Source organism: Methanobacterium sp. CWC-01 (genome assembly GCF_030323845.1).
Taxonomy (GTDB): Archaea; Methanobacteriota; Methanobacteria; order Methanobacteriales; family Methanobacteriaceae; genus Methanobacterium; species Methanobacterium aridiramus.
In genome coordinates this window covers 1,303,656-1,321,525 of record NZ_CP040735.1, presented here as the reverse complement: position 1 = coordinate 1,321,525, position 17,870 = coordinate 1,303,656, and the positions used below count along the sequence as shown (strand labels likewise).

20 protein-coding genes are annotated in these 17,870 nt (G+C 42.7%); 16 read left to right on the top strand and 4 right to left on the bottom strand.

Annotation, left to right across the window (positions count from 1 at the left end):
• Window positions 1–7: 7 nt before the first annotated feature.
• Complete coding sequence (locus FGU46_RS07150) at window positions 8–556, bottom strand: site-2 protease family protein (protein WP_353619885.1); 549 nt, start codon at window positions 554–556, stop codon at window positions 8–10.
• A 299-nt stretch (window positions 557–855) separates the two neighbouring features.
• Here FGU46_RS07150 and FGU46_RS07145 point away from each other — a divergent pair, with 299 nt between their 5' ends.
• The 6 genes from FGU46_RS07145 (at window position 856) to FGU46_RS07120 (ending at window position 5,426) form a co-directional block, all read left to right on the top strand.
• Window positions 856–1,335, top strand: coding sequence for an HIT family protein (locus FGU46_RS07145; protein ID WP_286473336.1), 480 nt, complete (start codon window positions 856–858; stop codon window positions 1,333–1,335).
• A gap of 58 nt (window positions 1,336–1,393) precedes the next feature.
• Window positions 1,394–2,386 carry a M24 family metallopeptidase gene (locus FGU46_RS07140; RefSeq protein ID WP_286473334.1) on the top strand — a complete coding sequence of 331 codons (993 nt, stop codon included), beginning with the start codon at window positions 1,394–1,396 and terminating at the stop codon, window positions 2,384–2,386.
• Window positions 2,387–2,500: 114 nt separating this feature from the next.
• The gene (locus FGU46_RS07135; RefSeq protein WP_286473330.1) at window positions 2,501–3,436 is read left to right on the top strand and encodes a type II secretion system F family protein; all 936 of its coding nucleotides are present in this window, start codon (window positions 2,501–2,503) and stop codon (window positions 3,434–3,436) included.
• A gap of 21 nt (window positions 3,437–3,457) precedes the next feature.
• Window positions 3,458–3,652: a class III signal peptide-containing protein gene (locus tag FGU46_RS07130; RefSeq protein WP_286473325.1), complete on the top strand. Its 195-nt coding sequence runs from the start codon at window positions 3,458–3,460 to the stop codon at window positions 3,650–3,652.
• Between the two features lie 100 nt (window positions 3,653–3,752).
• Window positions 3,753–5,159 (top strand): lactaldehyde dehydrogenase, encoded by a 1,407-nt coding sequence (locus tag FGU46_RS07125; protein WP_286473323.1) that lies wholly within the window; start codon window positions 3,753–3,755, stop codon window positions 5,157–5,159.
• Between the two features lie 42 nt (window positions 5,160–5,201).
• The gene (locus tag FGU46_RS07120) at window positions 5,202–5,426 is read left to right on the top strand and encodes a hypothetical protein (protein ID WP_286473322.1); all 225 of its coding nucleotides are present in this window, start codon (window positions 5,202–5,204) and stop codon (window positions 5,424–5,426) included.
• 101 nt (window positions 5,427–5,527) lie between these two features.
• Here FGU46_RS07120 and FGU46_RS07115 read toward each other — a convergent pair whose 3' ends face one another.
• Complete coding sequence (locus tag FGU46_RS07115) at window positions 5,528–6,253, bottom strand: tRNA-binding protein (RefSeq protein WP_286473315.1); 726 nt, start codon at window positions 6,251–6,253, stop codon at window positions 5,528–5,530.
• 447 nt (window positions 6,254–6,700) lie between these two features.
• Here FGU46_RS07115 and FGU46_RS07110 point away from each other — a divergent pair, with 447 nt between their 5' ends.
• The 4 genes from FGU46_RS07110 (at window position 6,701) to FGU46_RS07095 (ending at window position 9,087) form a co-directional block, all read left to right on the top strand.
• On the top strand, window positions 6,701–7,021 hold the full coding sequence (locus FGU46_RS07110; RefSeq protein ID WP_286473311.1) for a PRC-barrel domain-containing protein: 321 nt from the start codon (window positions 6,701–6,703) through the stop codon (window positions 7,019–7,021).
• A 12-nt stretch (window positions 7,022–7,033) separates the two neighbouring features.
• Window positions 7,034–7,798 (top strand): aspartate dehydrogenase, encoded by a 765-nt coding sequence (locus tag FGU46_RS07105; RefSeq protein ID WP_286473307.1) that lies wholly within the window; start codon window positions 7,034–7,036, stop codon window positions 7,796–7,798.
• 67 nt (window positions 7,799–7,865) lie between these two features.
• Window positions 7,866–8,615 carry a tRNA(His) guanylyltransferase Thg1 family protein gene (locus tag FGU46_RS07100; protein ID WP_353619884.1) on the top strand — a complete coding sequence of 250 codons (750 nt, stop codon included), beginning with the start codon at window positions 7,866–7,868 and terminating at the stop codon, window positions 8,613–8,615.
• Between the two features lie 10 nt (window positions 8,616–8,625).
• The gene (locus FGU46_RS07095; RefSeq protein ID WP_286473305.1) at window positions 8,626–9,087 is read left to right on the top strand and encodes a Mov34/MPN/PAD-1 family protein; all 462 of its coding nucleotides are present in this window, start codon (window positions 8,626–8,628) and stop codon (window positions 9,085–9,087) included.
• A gap of 195 nt (window positions 9,088–9,282) precedes the next feature.
• On the opposite strand, the gene serA is transcribed toward FGU46_RS07095, so the two are convergent.
• Window positions 9,283–10,854, bottom strand: a complete 1,572-nt coding sequence (gene serA, locus FGU46_RS07090) for a phosphoglycerate dehydrogenase (protein ID WP_286478343.1) — start codon at window positions 10,852–10,854, stop codon at window positions 9,283–9,285.
• A gap of 296 nt (window positions 10,855–11,150) precedes the next feature.
• On the opposite strand from serA, the gene FGU46_RS07085 reads away from it, so the two are divergent.
• Window positions 11,151–11,489 (top strand): heavy metal-binding domain-containing protein, encoded by a 339-nt coding sequence (locus tag FGU46_RS07085; RefSeq protein ID WP_286473301.1) that lies wholly within the window; start codon window positions 11,151–11,153, stop codon window positions 11,487–11,489.
• Between the two features lie 11 nt (window positions 11,490–11,500).
• A complete protein-coding gene (locus tag FGU46_RS07080; protein ID WP_286473300.1) occupies window positions 11,501–12,250 on the top strand; it encodes a hypothetical protein in 750 nt (249 codons plus the stop codon).
• Between the two features lie 33 nt (window positions 12,251–12,283).
• Here the strand turns inward: FGU46_RS07080 and FGU46_RS07075 are convergent, their stop codons facing one another.
• Window positions 12,284–13,267, bottom strand: coding sequence for a transcriptional regulator (locus FGU46_RS07075; protein ID WP_286473297.1), 984 nt, complete (start codon window positions 13,265–13,267; stop codon window positions 12,284–12,286).
• On the opposite strand from FGU46_RS07075, the gene FGU46_RS07070 reads away from it, so the two are divergent.
• The 4 genes from FGU46_RS07070 to FGU46_RS07055 all read left to right on the top strand — a co-directional run bounded on the left by FGU46_RS07070 (window position 13,267) and on the right by FGU46_RS07055 (window position 17,870).
• Window positions 13,267–14,538, top strand: coding sequence for a tRNA(Ile)(2)-agmatinylcytidine synthase (locus FGU46_RS07070; RefSeq protein ID WP_286473282.1), 1,272 nt, complete (start codon window positions 13,267–13,269; stop codon window positions 14,536–14,538). The two genes, FGU46_RS07075 and FGU46_RS07070, sit on opposite strands and share 1 nt — an antisense overlap.
• 182 nt (window positions 14,539–14,720) lie before the next feature.
• Window positions 14,721–16,046: an MmgE/PrpD family protein gene (locus FGU46_RS07065; protein ID WP_286473278.1), complete on the top strand. Its 1,326-nt coding sequence runs from the start codon at window positions 14,721–14,723 to the stop codon at window positions 16,044–16,046.
• A gap of 10 nt (window positions 16,047–16,056) precedes the next feature.
• Entirely contained in the window at window positions 16,057–16,965 is a 909-nt protein-coding gene (locus tag FGU46_RS07060; protein WP_286473277.1) for a peptidase, read from the top strand.
• A 41-nt stretch (window positions 16,966–17,006) separates the two neighbouring features.
• Window positions 17,007–17,870, top strand: coding sequence for a fumarate hydratase (locus tag FGU46_RS07055; protein ID WP_286478335.1), 864 nt, complete (start codon window positions 17,007–17,009; stop codon window positions 17,868–17,870).

Here is a 17,870-nt window from a genome sequence, read left to right as displayed (position 1 = left end):
CCAGATCCTACATTAAACTTCCTAACATGGAATAAACGACCATTAAAAAGGATAATCCTGCTGAAAGGCCCCAAATAACTGGGTTCCATTTAAAAACCTTGGCACCGTCAAACACACTGATGGGTATGAGGTTAAAAAGGGCTAAAAAGCTGTTGACCGTGAATCCTAATATCCCCATAAGGTATATGAGGCTTGGAGACGGGAAAAGAAAGGCTATGCCCATGAAAATAAATGCCAAAATTACGTTGGTCATGGGCCCTGCCAGGGAAATTTTCCCATTCTCTTCCCTAGATATGTACTCTCCGTGAATGTAAACCGCCCCCGGTGCTGCGAATACAAAACCAAAGTAGGCAGTCACCAGGGCTAATATCAAACCTTGCACCCACATCCGATACTCGGCATAAAACCCGTAATGTACTGCGACGAATTTATGGGAAAGTTCGTGAAGAACGAACCCCAATCCAACAGACACCAGAGTAACAGGTATGAGATAAAAGAAGATATTTAAATTCCTTCCACTGAATATATAAGCGAAAGCGCCGGCAATCACCAGCATAGAGATTATTATATCCCTAATTTCTCTTGAAGTAAACTTCACCATATTAAATAAAACCAATGTCTTACTTATAATAATTTTCGCCGTAACCAAAAAAGCCGCTGAAATTGATTTTGATAGGATAATAATCTAAATTAGCACTCCAATGCAAATAATTTTTAATCCGATTTTATAATAATACTTAATATGAGATTTTATAATAATATTAATATAAAAAATAGAATATTTCATTAATCACAGCGAGGATATTTCATGATTAAAAATCATAGAACCATTATTTAAATATACGGGTACATTAGATGAATGTTTCTTGCGAATACTGCCAAATAGAAGAAGGATATGGAGATTTAATATGGGAAACAACCTACTGGCTTATTTTCCTCGCACCCAGTCAGAGATATCTGGGTACCTGCGTAGTTGCCCAAAAGAAAGGTTGTAAAGATCTCTCTGGATTAAAAAAAGAGGAATGGACAGAATTCGGGTTAATTGTGAAAAGACTGGAAGAAACTCTGAAAACCATTTTCAACCCCACGCTCTTCAACTGGAGTTGTTTTAAAAACGCTACTTTTCGCCAAAAGAATCCGAAACCAGAGGTCCACTGGCATTTCATTCCACGCTATAAGGAAGAGGTAGTCTTTGGAGGATTGAAGTTCAAAGACCCGGATTTCGGTTACATTCCCCAGCCCATTACTCGAAGAATACCCCCCCAAGTACAAAAGAATCTTAAAAAGAAGATCGAAACTCATTTAATAAATAAATACCCAAAAACATCAAAATAAGAAATCAAGTGAAAAAAAATCATGATATATATATTATTTCATAGTCAAGGAGGTTTCAATGGAAATTCCTGAAATAATCAACCAGATGCATGAGGAAGGAATAGAATCTCTCCTGATTTTCAAACCAGAAAATATAACTTATCTAAGTGGTTACTGGCCAACCAGCACTTCAATTTTTTTACTTAAAGATGATCCCGTACTCTTGGTTCCTAAATTAGACCTTAAAGAGGCAGAAGAAACATCTACCATTGAGGTTGATGAATTAAAATCTTTACCTAAACTCAAGAAGGTACTTCCGGTTAATCTGGGAGTGGAACCCTCCCTTAACATTGCCACCTACCAGAAGTTGGGTGGAGACTTTGAAATTCAGGTGACGGACTTGGTGGAAAGGTCAAGAGTTATAAAATCAGACCAGGAGATTTCTCATATCCAGAAGGCAATCAACATCGCCGAAAAATCATTAATGGAACTGGAAATGAGTGGTACTGAAGAGGATGCTGCAGCCCAACTGGAATATCTAATGAGACAAAATGGTTCAAGTAAACCAGCCTTTGATACTATTATGGCGTCGGGGCGACGTTCCAGTTTTCCCCATGCATCCACATCCTCAGAAAATATAGAAAGCCCCCTGGTAATTGATTGGGGAGCAGTACATAATCATTATGCTTCAGACACCAGCCGTACCCTGATCCGGACAGAAAAGGAAGAGGAAATTTTTGATATAGTACTTGAAGCCCAAAATAAGGCCATAAAAACCATTAAACCAGGAGTCAAGGCTTCTTATATCGATAAGGTGGCTAGAGATATTATAACTGAATATGGCTATGGTGAAAGTTTCCTTCATTCCACCGGCCACGGGGTGGGTCTGGAGGTTCATGAAATGCCTTCACTGTCATCAAGAGAGAATAAAAAATTGGAATCAGGAATGGTGATCACTGTAGAACCAGGGATCTATCTGGAGGGAAGATTTGGAGTTCGAGTGGAAGATATGGTACTGGTGGCAAAAAGATCTAAAGTCTTGAATAATATAGATTCACGGTTGAGTTTCTAGGAAGAGTCTAACCTATAAAAAATGTCTAGTGAAGTAAGAATCAATAAACCGTGACTTACTTATAATAATATAATATATAATAAGCTAACATAATTAATGAGTAGGTGAAAAAAAATGGCCTTGATACCCCCCCCACTAGCACCAGTATCTGAGACCATGGACCGAATATTCCCAGATAGGTATCTTGTAAAACTTCAGGAGACACTTATTCGTGCAGGGATGTACGTTAAAGCTTCTGATCTTATAACTTTACTTGTTTTAGTCGGTTTCGGATTAGCAGTAGTTGCATTTGTGTTATTTTCAATTTTTGGAATAAATCCCATTTTAGGAATTCTGTTAGGACTATTTGCTCCTGCTATTCTTATTGGTGCATGGTTGTTCTTCTTAATGGAAAGAAGAGTAGATGCCATTGAAAATGGAACTCCTGATTTTCTAAGGCAGATTGCATCATTATTACGCGCCGGGGTGGGTATTGAGACTGCTTTGGAAGATATCTCTAAACACGGTAAAGGACCACTCTACGATGAGCTTAAACGGACTGTAATCGAAATAAAAATTGGAAGCACTTTTGATGAATCCCTGTTATCGATGGGGGAGCGTCTGAAGTCCAAAAATCTTGATAGAACATTCCGTATGATATTAGAAGGCAGAAGGGTTGGTGGAAGTCTAGCCGATGTAATCGAAACTGTAGCGGAAGACCTGAGAGCAGTTTTATCTCTTCAAAGGGAGCGAAGAGCAAACGTGATGATGTCGGTGATGTTTTTGGTTATAGCCGCCATTATAGCCGCACCTTTTGCATTAGGAATGATTATGACCTATTCTTCATTTATTGAGGTCATAGGAAAACCAAATGCACTGCAAGACGCAGCTATGATGTCCGCCACAGGATATATAATCATACACTCCATCATTGCCAGCTTATTAATTGGTATTGTCATGTATGGAAGTGCCAAGAAGGGAGTGAAATATGCTCTACTCTTAGTACCGGCAGCTTACGCCATATTTTATGTTATAACACTTTTAGGACCCGGATTATTAGGATTTTCATAGAAAGGGGGTTTTACTATTGGAATGGTGAATGATGAATCAGGGCAGACTGGAGCAGAAATGATCCTCATTATTGGAGGCATAATAGTTATAGCCATAATTGCCGCCATAGTGTACCGAAATTACCTGCAGGGTCTGGGTGATGAAATTAACAAAACTGAAGTACAAAATGTAACCAATAACATTCAAAATCTAGGCGACACCATAAACGGTACCTAAGCCTTTAAAACAGCACCAATGTTATTTTTGACTATTGATTTTACTTTTTTAATTTAATTTTCTTCTAACCTATGCTAAGACACCACCAGGAGGTTCAAGCATGAAAATGTTGATCAATGGCAAATTAGAGGATAAAAATAATAATATACCTGTTATTAATCCTTTCAACAATGAATTGGTGGATAAAGTTCCCCTGGGAAATGTAGAAGACGTTAAGGGGGCCATTTTAGCCGCTAATCGGGCCTGTAAATTGATGGATGAGATGTCTTCCCGAAAGCTTTCCCGGATACTCACTGACGTACACCAGGAGCTCAGGGAGAATAAGGAAGACATGGCCCGACTGATAACCCTGGAAACCGGAAAGACTATACGAGACTCACGTATGGAAATGCAACGCACTCTGGAGACTCTCCAGCTGTCTGCAGAGGAATGTAAACGAATATATGGAGAAACAGTGCCCATGGACGCGGCTATCGCAGGTAAAAGTGTTTTTGGTTTTACCCTAAAAATTCCATTAGGGGTGGTGGCGGCCATTACTCCCTTTAATTATCCAGTTAATCTGGCCATCCACAAACTGGCACCCGCCCTGGCTGCCAAAAATTCGGTGGTCCTTAAACCATCCCTCACCGCCCCTCTGGCTGCCATGAAACTGGCCGAAATCATGGGGTATCACCTTCCCCCTGGAGCGGTTAACTGTGTAACTGGCAAAAGCAGTGTGATCGGGGACGAATTAGTTACCAGTACCCTGATCAATAAAATATCCTTCACTGGAAGTGTTCCCACCGGATTGTCCATAGCACAGAAAGCTGGTTTGAAAAAGCTTACCCTGGAGCTGGGTGGCAACGATCCCCTGGTGATCCTAGAAGACGCTGATCTGGATGCAGCTGTCTCCGCCACTGTGGCCGGATCCTATCTTAATGCCGGGCAGGTTTGCATAGCCGTTAAGAGGATAATCATACAGGATCAGGTGGCAGATGATTTTTTGGAGGATTTAATTCGAAAAACTGAAAAATTAAAGGTAGGCAATCCCCTGGATCCTAAAACCGACATGGGACCACTCATTGATGAACAGGCTGCTTTAACTGTACAGAATAAAGTGGAAGATGCTGTTAAGGAGGGTGCACAGCTTCTTTGTGGTGGCCAAAGAAAGGGGTCATTCTACCAACCCACCGTCCTGGACCATGTACAACCAGATATGCAGGTAGTCCAGGAAGAAACCTTCGGACCAGTTTCCCCCATTATAAGAGTGAAAACTGAAAAAGAAGCTTATAAAATGGCCAATTATACCCAATATGGTCTACAAGCAGGGGTTTTTACTCAGGATATAAACCGGGCTAAACGTGCGGTGAAAAATATAGAAGCAGGGTCTGTTCTTGTGAATAAACAACCCACCTTCAGGACGGATAACATGCCATTTGGGGGTTTTAAAATGAGTGGTATGGGCAAGGAGGGTGTTAAATATGCGCTTGAAGATATGACCCGCACCAAGATGGTGGTTATCGGATGAGTGGGTATAGATAAGCATTGATCATTAGTAATGGGTGATGATATGTACACAGACGGTCAGCTCAGGATATTGCAGGGAGAAATCACTAAGGATGACATTAAGGCCATGCCACGATTGATGGAAGGATTTAATGTAGGGGATAGTGTGGCCATTATCCACGATGACGATTTAAGGGATTTGCTTGATGATTATTACGAACTGATAATTAGTTATAAAGAACTTGTGGAAGAACTTACAGCCATAAAAAGATCTATAGGGTTACTATAGGGTTACTATAGGCGATTAACTAACAAATGGAACTTTAAGGCTGAAAACTACTATTTAATTCCAAAAAAAATTCAACTACGGATAATTTGATTCACTTCTTATTAGCATTTCAAAAATGCTTCCACCAGGTTACGGGCCTCATTAAGAGCTTCTAATGGAATACCACGAGGAATATCCCCTATATCACCATCCACATCCTTTAAAACACCGTCTCCAGCCCCCAGGAACATTCCTTCACTGGTAATACCTAAGAAGTTTTCAGGAGGTAGAAGGGCCACCGCCACTTTATCACCATCTTTCAGGGTTAAATCATTGGTAACCACAGTTATTGCACGTTCACCCAGGTTTAAATTACATATTAAAAGTTTTAAAGCAGCTGGATGTTTTGCCACACTGAGAATTTCCCCTTTTTTCATGTCAACACCTATTACCGGGTCATTTATCTCTCCTAAAAGAATCCTCTGCCTGAGACCGTAGATGGTGTTTAGGAAGAACTTTATCTTGGCCAATGATTCCTCCACTTTTTCCCTTTCACCACGATCCGCCATCTGTAGGAACTGGCGATTCCAGGACTCACCTCCCAATGCTTCCATTACTTCCTGGGCAAGTGCCTCCAATGTTTTCAGGTGTGTGCTCTCGGCCATTTCAACCGGGGAAAGGTAAGAATAATACAGCGACTGGATCTCTGGTACCATTTTACGGGCAGCATCCAGGGCTTGTTTTTTACTCCACCTTCCCTTGAGATTGGCCCGGTCCACAGTTCTTATAAAAAGTTCAACAGACTTTTCTGCCACTTTAAGCCGGTAATCGTTACTGGTATCCCACATGGTGTCACCTTAAGAAATAATATGGATCAAGTTTAGGTTAATTATGCCTATTAATATTAATTTAATATTAATTCAGATGATTTAAAAGACCAATCTAAATTCTGTTCTGTCATCTTTCTTGGTTCTAAGTGAAAGATATGTGCTTGTTACCGCCAATCCCACCATTATCTGAAGAACAATCATTTTTGGTAAAAATTGTAGTAATACAATAGGATCGATGTATTTGAGGATAGCCAAAAAAACAATACTTCTCCATTTTAATTGAAAATACAATTTTTAGATTTGCATTTTAAGTTTTTTTATCATAAAATTAAGTTAACGGTGTCTATTTTTCGAAATATTTAAGTATGGTGAGGTTTTTAAATTTATTTAGTTAAGGTAACATCCTGGGGCATTCCATAAAAGGATAAGACCGGGAAAATGATAAAAAAAGGCAGGTGGTTTAATATGGTGGAGTTAACAAATCTATACAACTTGGATGTGTACACCACCCGCGGTAAATACGTGGGACGGATTCAGGACGTTGTGTTGAACATTAAGAAAGGAAGAGTTTCAACCCTGAAGGCAGTTGCCATAAATCATGACAAAAAAAGTGTGGGCATTAAGGACGTAATAACCAAGAGTATCCGTATAGTACCCGAAACTGACGAAATCCGGCCCCTTAAAGAAGAAGGTAGTATAGATATACCTTACGAGAGGGTGCAGGCCGTGGGGGACATACTGTTAATTAGCCCCGAGATAAAAGAACCTGCAGTGTCTCCACAGTAGGAAGATAAGTTCATGAAGGTTGGAATTCTAGGTTGCGGCGCCATAGCTAACATAATAACTAATTTTTCCCAAGAGGGCAAGCTCGGCGTCGAAATTGCATTTTTCTACGATCGGGATATGGAAAGGGCGGAAAATCTGGCGTCCCAGGTAGATGGCAGGGTGGTTCTGAACCTGGAGGACATGCTGGACGAAGTGGACCTGGTTATCGAGGCTGCTTCCCCTCAGGCTGTGGAACAGATGGTTCCCCTTATTTTAGAAAAGGGTAGAGATGTGCTGATCATGAGTGTGGGGGGGCTTATGAACCCCCAAATAAGGAAAAATCTTGAATCTATAGCTAAAAAGAATAATGCCAAGATTCACGTCCCCTCCGGGGCAATAGTTGGTCTAGACGGTATGAAAGCAGCTTCAATTGGTAAAATCCAAAATGCAACCCTTATTACCCGAAAACCCCCCCGTTCACTTGGTATCGAAACCAAGGAAGAAACCATACTTTATCAGGGAAAGGCCAGTGCTGCGGTGGAGAAGTTTCCCATGAACATTAACGTGGCAGCCACTTTGAGCATTGCAGCCGGTATGGAAATCGAGGTGCAGATAATCGCTGACCCCCAAGTAGACCGAAACATGCATGAAGTCCGGGTGGTGGGTGACTTTGGAGAATTTAGGACCGTTACTGAAAACGTTCGATGTGCCATTAACCCAAAAACCAGCGTTATGGCCGCTTATTCTGCCATTAAACTCCTGAATAGTCTTAATGAAAATCTTCAGGTCGGCACTTAGACTTTAATTTTATTTATCACTGCAACTCATCATATGTCTCCACATATAATGTCCCAACACAGGATAGATGTTCAAGATGAAAGAATGTGAAATTTATTCAAATTTGAAAATTCCCTGCAGCTCTAAGGTAGTGATAAGAGCTGACGGAAGAAACTTTCAAAGGCTGGCGAAAGAACTGGATTTAAAAAAACCCTACGATAAGACCTTCAGCACTTTAATGGCCAGTGTGGGAGTCGATGTTTTCCAGGAATTCAGCCCAATTATGGTGTACACTTTTTCTGATGAGATTAACATTTTGCTGGGAGAGATACCCTTCGCAGGACGGGTGGAGAAGATTGATTCCGTTTTTGCTGGTTTTATAAGCAGCAGTTTTACCCAGAAACTCATGATGAAAAATCTTGATTCTGATGAGTTATCGGGGCCCTTATCCTTTGATTCCCGCATCATACCTCTTTCATCCGAAATGGTGGTAAAATATTTCCAGGAAAGGCAAAGCGAAGCCTGGCGAAACTGTCTTAATGGATATGCTTACTGGACACTGCGAAAGGAACATTCCTACCAAAAAACAGTGCAAATCCTCAGAAAACAAAAAAGCAAAGACTTGCACGATTTACTTTTCAAGAGGGGAATTAATATTAATGAAGTACCCTCCTGGCAGCGCCGTGGGCTGGGCATCTACCGTAGAGATGTGGAGGTAGAAGGCTACAATCCCCTGAAAGAAAAAAAGGTGGTTTCAATTCGTGAAAAGGCCTTTGTAGATTGGGAACTGCCCCTATTTGACCCTGAATTTTTTAAGGGTCTTAAAAAATTAAAGTGATGATTCTCCAATGGCAGACCGAATACCTGCAGAGGATAACCCGGGTATCTTAGACAAGTTTATTGGATATTTACTGGGTAATGACAAACGAGATTTCCAGGAAGTGCACATAGATGCCGGGATAATTGATGAAATTATTAGTATTGCTAGAGAGTCCCATCCTAACGAATTCGCAGCTCTTCTAGAAGGAAAAATAAAAGTTAATACATTGAAAATCCAAGGACTTGTTTTTCTTCCCGGGGAAACCTCTAACCAGGGAGCTGTTATGCAGACCTTCATGAAGCCCCTTATCACCGGGACCATAGGTTCGGTGCACAGCCACCCCGGCTATAATGCCAGCCCCTCCAAAGCGGACCTCTACTTTTTCTCTAAAAATGGTCTTTTCCATTTAATAATTGCTGAACCATACGATGAGCATAGCATTAGGGCTTATGACAGTATGGGGGCTGAAATTAGGTTCAAGATTATTTGAGAGCTAGCCATCCTTTTCTGTCAATTACACGAATACGGTATTACATGAATGCTGTAAAAATCAGATAAAAAATCAACACCAGGACTAAAAATCCAATAATCTGTATCATTTGTGGTCTATCCATTTTTTTACCTCCCTTATCCTGCAGAGTCTCATACTATTTTATAATAAAAAGGGGTTTATCAACCTTTATAATTAAAGGTTGACAGCCACTGCATCGTAAACGTGTATCATTTTTTTCAGTTCGGCCACCACGTCATGGGGAACGTTTTGATCAACTTTCAGAACCATAACTGCTTCTCCACCGGGTTCCTGTCTACCCACCTGCATCTTGGCGATATTTATACCATGTTCACCTAACTTGGTTCCTATGAAACCTATTATCCCGGGTATATCCTTGTATTTAGCGATGAGCATGGTCCCCTTAGTTTCAACATCCACGTTGTAGTCGTTTATCATTACGATTTTGGGTTCCCGGGAGAAAACTCCCTCCACACTCACCTGGTTGGCGTCGGCCTTCATATCCACCTTAATCAGGTTTTTATATCCTCCAGCATCACTGCGTTTTCCTTCAGTGATGATGATACCCCTGTTCTGGGCAACGGTGGCGGCGTTTACCAGGTTTACTGGTTCAGTGAGTATGGGGTTTAAAACTTCCTGGAGCAGTATCCGGGTGATAATATCATGATTAGACATCTTGGCCAGTTCCCCACAGTAGGTAACCTCCAGTTCATTTATATTACCCTCAGCAGTCTGTATTAAGAATTTTCCCAGTTTTTCAACCAGACTTAAGTATGGTTTAATCTGCTGGAAGGTCTTGGGGTCGATGACCGGCATGTTAAGAACATTTTTAGGTGATCCTCCTTTTAAAACTTCTTTAACATCTTTAGCCACGATTATAGCTGCGTCACGCTGTGCTTCACGGGTGGATGCCCCTATATGAGGCGTGAATACCACATTATCCAGGGTTAGAAGGGGATTGTCCTTCGGTGGTTCCTGTTCGAATACATCCAACGCAGCACCCCCAATTTTTCCATCTAGGATGGCCTGGTAAAGGTCTTCCTCATTTATGATACCTCCGCGGGCACAGTTTATAATAAAGGCGTTATCCTTCATGATCTCCATTTCTTCCTTGGCTATGAGGTGTTTGGTCTCAGGGGTGAGGGGTACGTGTATGGTTATAACATCAGCAACTCTTAATAGGCCATATAAGTCCATTACTTCGACTCCGATCTCGGCAGCAGCTTCTGGAGTGATGTACGGGTCGTATACCATGAGGTCCATACCAAAGGCCTTACAACGACTGGCTACCTGACTTCCAATACGGCCCATTCCCACTATTCCTAAGGTTTTGCCGTTTAGTTCCATGCCCATAAATGCACTTTTATCCCATTTACCTTCCTTAACTGATTTATCGGCCAGAGATATTTTCCGGGCCAGGGAAAGCATGAGTCCCATAGCATGTTCGGCCACGGTAATGGAGGTGGATTCCGGAGCATTTACCACCATTACACCCCTTTCCGTAGCGGCCTCCACATCCACGTTGTCCACCCCTACACCTGCACGAGCAATTATACGGAGTTTAGGGGCGGCTTCTATGACCTCCCGTGTAACTTTGGTTCGACTCCTAACCACTATGGCTTCAAAATCATTAATATCATTAACAAGCTCTTCGGGAGTGATACTGGTATGGACTACTACCTCTGCTACCTCTTTCAGCTCCTCTATTCCTTTTTCATTGATTTGATCAGCGATAAGTACCTTCATATTATCCATCATGTTCACCAGCTTACTGTGGTTCATTTCATAGTATTAGAGTTAGGGCGTTTAAACCTTTGCTGACCATTTAGGGGTTACCCGAGAGGGCATAGAAAATAGAATTATTTAGGAAAATATATCATATTTACTGTATACTAACCTTTAAAACTGTGATAATCATTTAAGACATGACAGTAGAGATAAATCCTTAAATACCGAATAAGAGATATTGTTTAACAACTTAAGGATATTTGTTATTAAATAATGAATAAAAATTAGAGATTGTGAAATCGTGAGGCGATAAGATGGTTTCGGTAGATGAATTTGTAATCGTAAGTTCCAACTACGTGCCGGGATACGAAATTATAGAAACTAAAGGCTTTGTTTATGGCCTTACCGTGCGTAGCCGGGGAGTGGGTGGACAGATAGGAGCAGGAATTCGGTCTATGTTTGGAGGAGAGATCAAAGAATACGTTAGTATGATGGAAGAAACCAGGGAGGAAGCCCTGCGGAGGGCTATTCAACATGCCCAGGATATGGGGGCTAATGCCGTAATCAGCGCCCGGTACGATTCCAATGATATATCTGATATAATGCAGGAGATACTGGTTTACGGAACGGCAGTAGTGGTTCGGAAAGAATAAGTGGGAGTAAAATGTTTGAAGGCTGCCTAAACCTTAATAACGTTTCTTTACCCCGTACCCTGTTGGGAACTTCACCCTTCATTGGAGCCGGGCAGTTTGGACACCGAGCACGTCTGTATCAGCTTGACCTCTACAGCAATCCCGAAAACATGCTTCGTATCATCAGAACCAGTTACGATGGGGGTGTGAGGGGAATGCAGCTTTTACCCTACCCCCCGGTGATCCAGGCCCTGGAAATGGCCCGGGATGAGGGCATGAAAATAGATGTAATAGGAACAGTACGCCATGACCATGAAAAGGAGGACATTGAACTCCTAAACAACCTGGATGCTAAGGCCATGCTCCTCCACGCCATGATCACCGACCAGGGTGATTGGGATTTCATTGCAGACAAGTTGAACCACATCCAGGAAGCGGAAGCTATTCCCGGTTTGGTGACCCATCGTCCTTTCCACACTACCCGTATGCTCCTAGAATCTCTGGTTAAAGATCTTTTTGAACTGTACATGATACCCTTAAACCGGCTGGGCTACCTGATGGACTGTGAACAGAACCTGGAAGAAGAGCGAAGCCAACTGCGGGAAATGGTTCTGGAACTGGACAAAACCATAATTGGAAAAAAATTGTTGGCTGCCGGGATAATGACACCCCAGGATGCTTTTGAATATCTGAAAACCCTGGATTATGTGGACATGGTGGCAGTGGGTATTGCTTCAGAAAGTGAAGCCCGGGAAACATTCGGGATTCTTTCCAGAAAATAAATAGTTTTCTATAGGCTTTCTAATATCTGAAGCCTAGTTATCCCTTCTTTCTTTTAAAAGTTTCATAAAGTCCCGGGAATTTTTAAGTTCTTCCATCTCCCAGTTGTGCACCACCGGCACTCCCTCAATGGAGTTCAATTTTCGCCGGCTGGCCAGTATAAAAGCTGCTTCGGTATCAGTTATAGAGGATATATCCCTTAGATTCACAGCCATCTTAGTCAGTAGCTTTTGATTTCGTTGCTTATCCAGATTAGCGATTATAGGCTGAGCATCCTTAGACCTAATCTGGTCAGGTTTAGCCAGAGCATCAAAAGGTGTACGGTTGGTCTTTATAACCCCATAACCCAACTCTTCCAGTTCTTTGTGTTCAGATTCCCCAATTTTTGCATCTTTAGCAGTTAGAGGGACCTGGAATAGATTTACAGATACTGTAATCTTCATGTTCAGTATTCGCTCCAGAACCATGGCGGTTTCGGGATGGGCCCGGGCTCTTCCAGTTTCATATTTATATATGGTCTCTCGGGATACATGGGCCAGATCAGCCAGTTCCTTTAAGGATAAATCCTGCTCTTCACGCAGCTCTTTAATAATTTGACCATCAATCTGGACGTAATATCCACCCCTCCCGGCGAATACCTCCGGATAAAGGTTGTCGACAATCAGGTTGCGGAAGGTTTCCATGGCAATGACGGGAATGCCATGACGTTCGTAAACCACGTCTTCTTCCAGATACTCGTTTTTAGACTTTACTCCCACCACTAATGGTGAAGCCAGGAGTGTGTTAGCCACCATTTTTATTTCCTGGGCTTGTTCCAGGCTGAACCCATCCACATTCACCAGGACTTTCATTAAAATAAGTATTAATTCGCGGCGGGCTACCAGATCAAAGCAACTCCGATCATATATATTAGAAGTTTCAAAACCATGGTTGGTTAAAGTTTTAGTGATGTCTAAGAGTAGCTCTTCTCTGTGCACTGGAAGATTGGCATGAGGCAGGAGATCACCCCGGTGATGCAATGTACAATAATATATTATTATATGTAGGTTTTGATGACACGGATTCCAGTAGTGGAATGTGCACCACTTATGTATGTGCTGTGGTGCTGGAGAGACTTAAAGCTTGTGGTATGACTTTAAAAGGAGAACCTCGCCTAATACGTCTCAACCCATTTGCACCATATAAAACCCGAGGAAACGGTGCAGTGTCATTCAAACTGGTTTTGGATCATAAACAGGATGTCAAAAGAGTTAAAAAGATAGTTTTAGATACGGTGGAAGAGTTATCACAGATGGATGACCCCCGCACCAACCCGGGAGTGGTGTTCTATCAGGGCCCGATAACCGAAGATCTGCAGGAATACTCGTTGCGGACTGTGCAGTGTATGGTTACCCTAGAAGAAGCAGAACAACTTGCCCAGCAGATTGAAGCTGAAGTTTTTAAATATAAAAATGGCAGAGGAGTTATTGGCGCTTTAGCTGCCATCGGATGCCCATTATCTGATAAAACCTACGAATTGATTGCCTACCGAGAAGTTGATAACTACGGTGAAGTTAGGAGAATTGATGAGGATTCAGTGCGTGTGATGAACCAGAAGACCTATCCTGAAACGTTTGATAACTTGGATGAGGGTTACATGGCCATTACTCCCCACACCCCATGTCCCGTACTTTATGGAATTAGAGGGGAAAGTAAAGAAGCAGTGTCCAGAGCTCAGGAGCTGGTTAAATCGGAAGAACCCATTGAACGTGTTATGGTATTTTTAACCAACCAACACACCGACATGCACCTCCAAAACTCGGACACTATTGCAGGAATGGATCAGTATCAATGCTACCGGGTTGCAGGTGAAGTTTACAGCACCCCCCATGTAATCGAAGGTGGACACGTTATATTCAACTTGAAAGATGCATCCGGGGAAATAGAGTGTGCAGCCTACGAACCCACCAAGGGATTCAGAAACACGGTGCGTAAGCTTGCCCCAGGCGATTATGTTATTGTTTACGGAGGAATTGGGGATAGAGGAACTCTAAATGTGGAAAAAATTGAGATACTTCATCTTAGGCCACAGTATCAGAATCTTAATCCCCGGTGTAAATGTGGTAAACGCATGAAGTCGGCCGGAAAAGATAAAGGGTACAAATGTTCCCGTTGTGGTGTCAAGGTGGTTGATGCTCCTAAAGAAAAGGTGGAAATAGTGAGGGATCTGGAGGAAGGCTTTTACGAAGTTCCCCCCTCAGCCAGGAGACACTTAAGCCAGCCATTGGTCCGAATCCAGGGACATGAGTGAATCACTATTTTTGTCAGATATGCAATTAAATAGACACTAGGACTATTTCTGCTAAATATATCGGGTTTACCCTGTTAGGGTTGAATGAATTTCATTTATAATTTGATTAAAAGGAAATTCTAAGACCTCCCTGATACCTTATCAAAAAGTTTATCTTCATGGGCGTTACCCCTAGGATACATATGATCACTGCTGAACTGGCCCACTTCATTGGTAATACCGAATATAACGATTTTCCCTTAAAAGTTGTAGAGAAGGCTAAGCTATGTTTTTTAGACTTTTTAGGGGTATCCATTGCTGGTTCAAGGACCCGGAGTGGCCAGATTATGAGAAGTATCATCAGTTCCAATGGTCAATCCACAGTTATTGGCGGTCCAAGAACCAGTGCCAGAGAGGCCAGTTTGATCAACGGTGTGTCGGCCCATTCTCTGGATCTAGATGATGGACATCGCCTGGCCCAGCTTCATCCCGGAGCTTGTGTGATACCAGCTGCTTTATCACTGGCAGAATCAGAGGAAAGAAGTGGAAGAGATTTCCTAGAAGCCATGATAGTCGGATATCAGGTAACATTATCCCTGGGAATGATGGTTAATCCCAGTCACAGAAACAAGGGGTTTCACAGTACCGGGACTTGTGGAACGTTTGGAGCAGCAGCAGCGGGTAAAGTGTTAAAACTTTCTGAGGAAGAAAATATGAATTGTTTAGGCCTGGCCGGTACCCAGGCTGCAGGGTTACTGGAATCCGACCATTCCGGCAGTATGGCCAAACATCTGCATCCGGGTCGGGCGGCATATTCAGGAGTGCTTTCAGCCCTACTCTCCCAAAAAGGATTCACAGGAGCCAGGAGCATAGTGGAAGGTAGGGAAGGTTTCCTGAATTCCATGTGTAAAGTGGACGATACAATACAAACCGAATGGAAAATAACGCCAGATGAATCTTATCATATCGCAGGAGTTTATTTCAAGAATTATCCAGTGTGCAGGCATCTACACTCCGCTTTAGATTCCACGTTATCTTTGCACCGAAGATATCGAATTAAGCCCCGGGATGTTGTTGAAGTGAAAGTTAAGACCTACCAAATTGCAGCCGAACACCGAGACTACACACCTCAGGAACCAGAAGCCATCAGACAGAGCCTACCAGCAACTGTGGCTTTGGCCATTTCTCAAGGCCATCTGCACCCCCATGAACTTCATATCAACGAAGATGTGTTGAGTTTAGCTTCTAAAGTGTCTATAGAGTGCGATCCCGATTTCGAAGCACTTTATCCTGAAATGAGACCAGCCCAAGTAATGATAAAGACGACTAAAGGATCTTTTAAGGATACGGTTTATCTACCTCATGGAGAACCAGAAAAAGCCTTTAGCTGGGATGATCTTCGAGTTAAGTTTCTGACTCTGAATCCCAAATTTGATGCAGATACCCTGGACATAATAAAAAGGATAGAATCACTTGATATGAATGATTTAATGAATATTTTGTCAAATTATGAGGATAAGAACCTTTAAAGGTGATTTAATGTACACAGAGGATTATTTAGAAAATATTGGTATAAAAAAGGCCGATAATAGCCCATCAATGCCCCCTAAGCGGTTTGAAGATGGGGCCCAATACCGTTTTGAGGTGCCGGGAATCCAAAAGCCAGAGACCCTGTCAGGTTTGATTGACGCTCTGGACCATTTTGAAGTTCAAATTCACCGGGTAACCCAGACCAAAGGCATAATGTTACTTACTGACTCCGAAATACTGGAAATGGCTGATATGGCCAGAGAAGCTGGTTTGGAACTGTTTTTGAGTGTAGGTCCCAGGGCTACCTATGATACTAGCGCTTCGGCTCAGACCAAAGAGGGAGCCCGGATTGGATACCGTCTGCGTGGTTACCAAAATCTGGTATACGCCATAGAAGATGTTAAACGAGCGGTGAATCTGGGGGTGAGGGGAATCGTGTTGTACGACGAAGGACTTCTATGGGTGCTTTCTAAGATGCGAAGCGATGGAGAGCTTCCTTTCAATGTTCACTTCAAGATTTCAGCCCATACTGGACATGGAAACCCTGCTTCGGCCCGTCTGATGCAAGATATTGGAGCCGACTCATTTAATCCAGTACGTGACTTATCGGTGACCATGATGCACGAGATCCGGCAGGTTATTGACATTTCTCTGGACATACACACCGAAAACCCTAAGTCCTCTGGAGGGTTCATACGACATTATGAGGCCCCAGAAATTATAAGACGCGCTTCTCCAGTATATCTAAAGACAGGAGGAGCAGTTGCTGCCCATCATGGTTGGGATACCACCTCCAGCCAGGCCGCCGAGCGTGTCAGACAGGTACGCCTGGTTCAGGACATGATCAACCGTTATTATCCGGAAGCAACAAAATCCAAGTTGGGGAGTGAGGATCTGGCCATTCCCGAAAAAATTTAATTAATTTATTATATAATAACGATAAGGATGATTTTATGGAGATTAATGTGGTGGGGATGGTTAAAAACACCGTTATTGAGGCCAGTACCAGTTTTCGGGATGATCAACTGGGGGCTTATCATCGAGCCCTGGAAAAGGAAGAAAATCCCAACGCCAGATGGGTCCTGGAGATCATGCTAGAAAATGCCCTGCTGGCGGAGAAAAATAAAGTGCCCCTCTGTGATGACACCGGTGTACCACACGTTCTAGTAGAGATTGGGCATGATACTCTCCTTCCGCCTAATTTTCTTGGCCAAATTAAGGAAGGGATTCGTCAAGGCCTGTTAAAACTTCCAGGTAGACCTATGGCTGTGCGTGGAGAGGGTATTGAGAGAATAGAGCAGAGGAAGGGTCTGGACAACAACCCCGGAAAACTGGTTCCTCCCGGGTTTTTAGTTGACACTGCAGATTTTGAAGGCCTTAAAATTCATGTACTGATGTTAGGTGGGGGGCCAGAGATAAGGGCCCTTACTCGGAGCGTTTTTCACAAGAGGGATCATAGAAAGCTTTTTAAGGAAGTGGTAACATGGATGAGATCAGAGATACCTAAGCTGGGATGTACTCCCACCGTCCCTGCTGTTGGCATTGGTAGAACTCATTTTGAAGCTTCATCCTTAATGCTCAAGGCAATGGCTCATCGGAGTCTCGACCAGCAATCAGAATTGGAAATAGAAATAACCGAATCCCTTAACAAGTCAGGTATTGGTTCCCTGGGACTGGGTGGAACGGTAACGGCCCTGGGAAGCCTGGTACAAATAGGTCCACAAAGGGCCAGCGGAGTTCGGATAGTGTGTATGCGGCCCTGCTGCTCTGTGGAGCCCCGCAGGTCATCGTTATATTTGCCACCAAATTTTTGGAGTGAATAA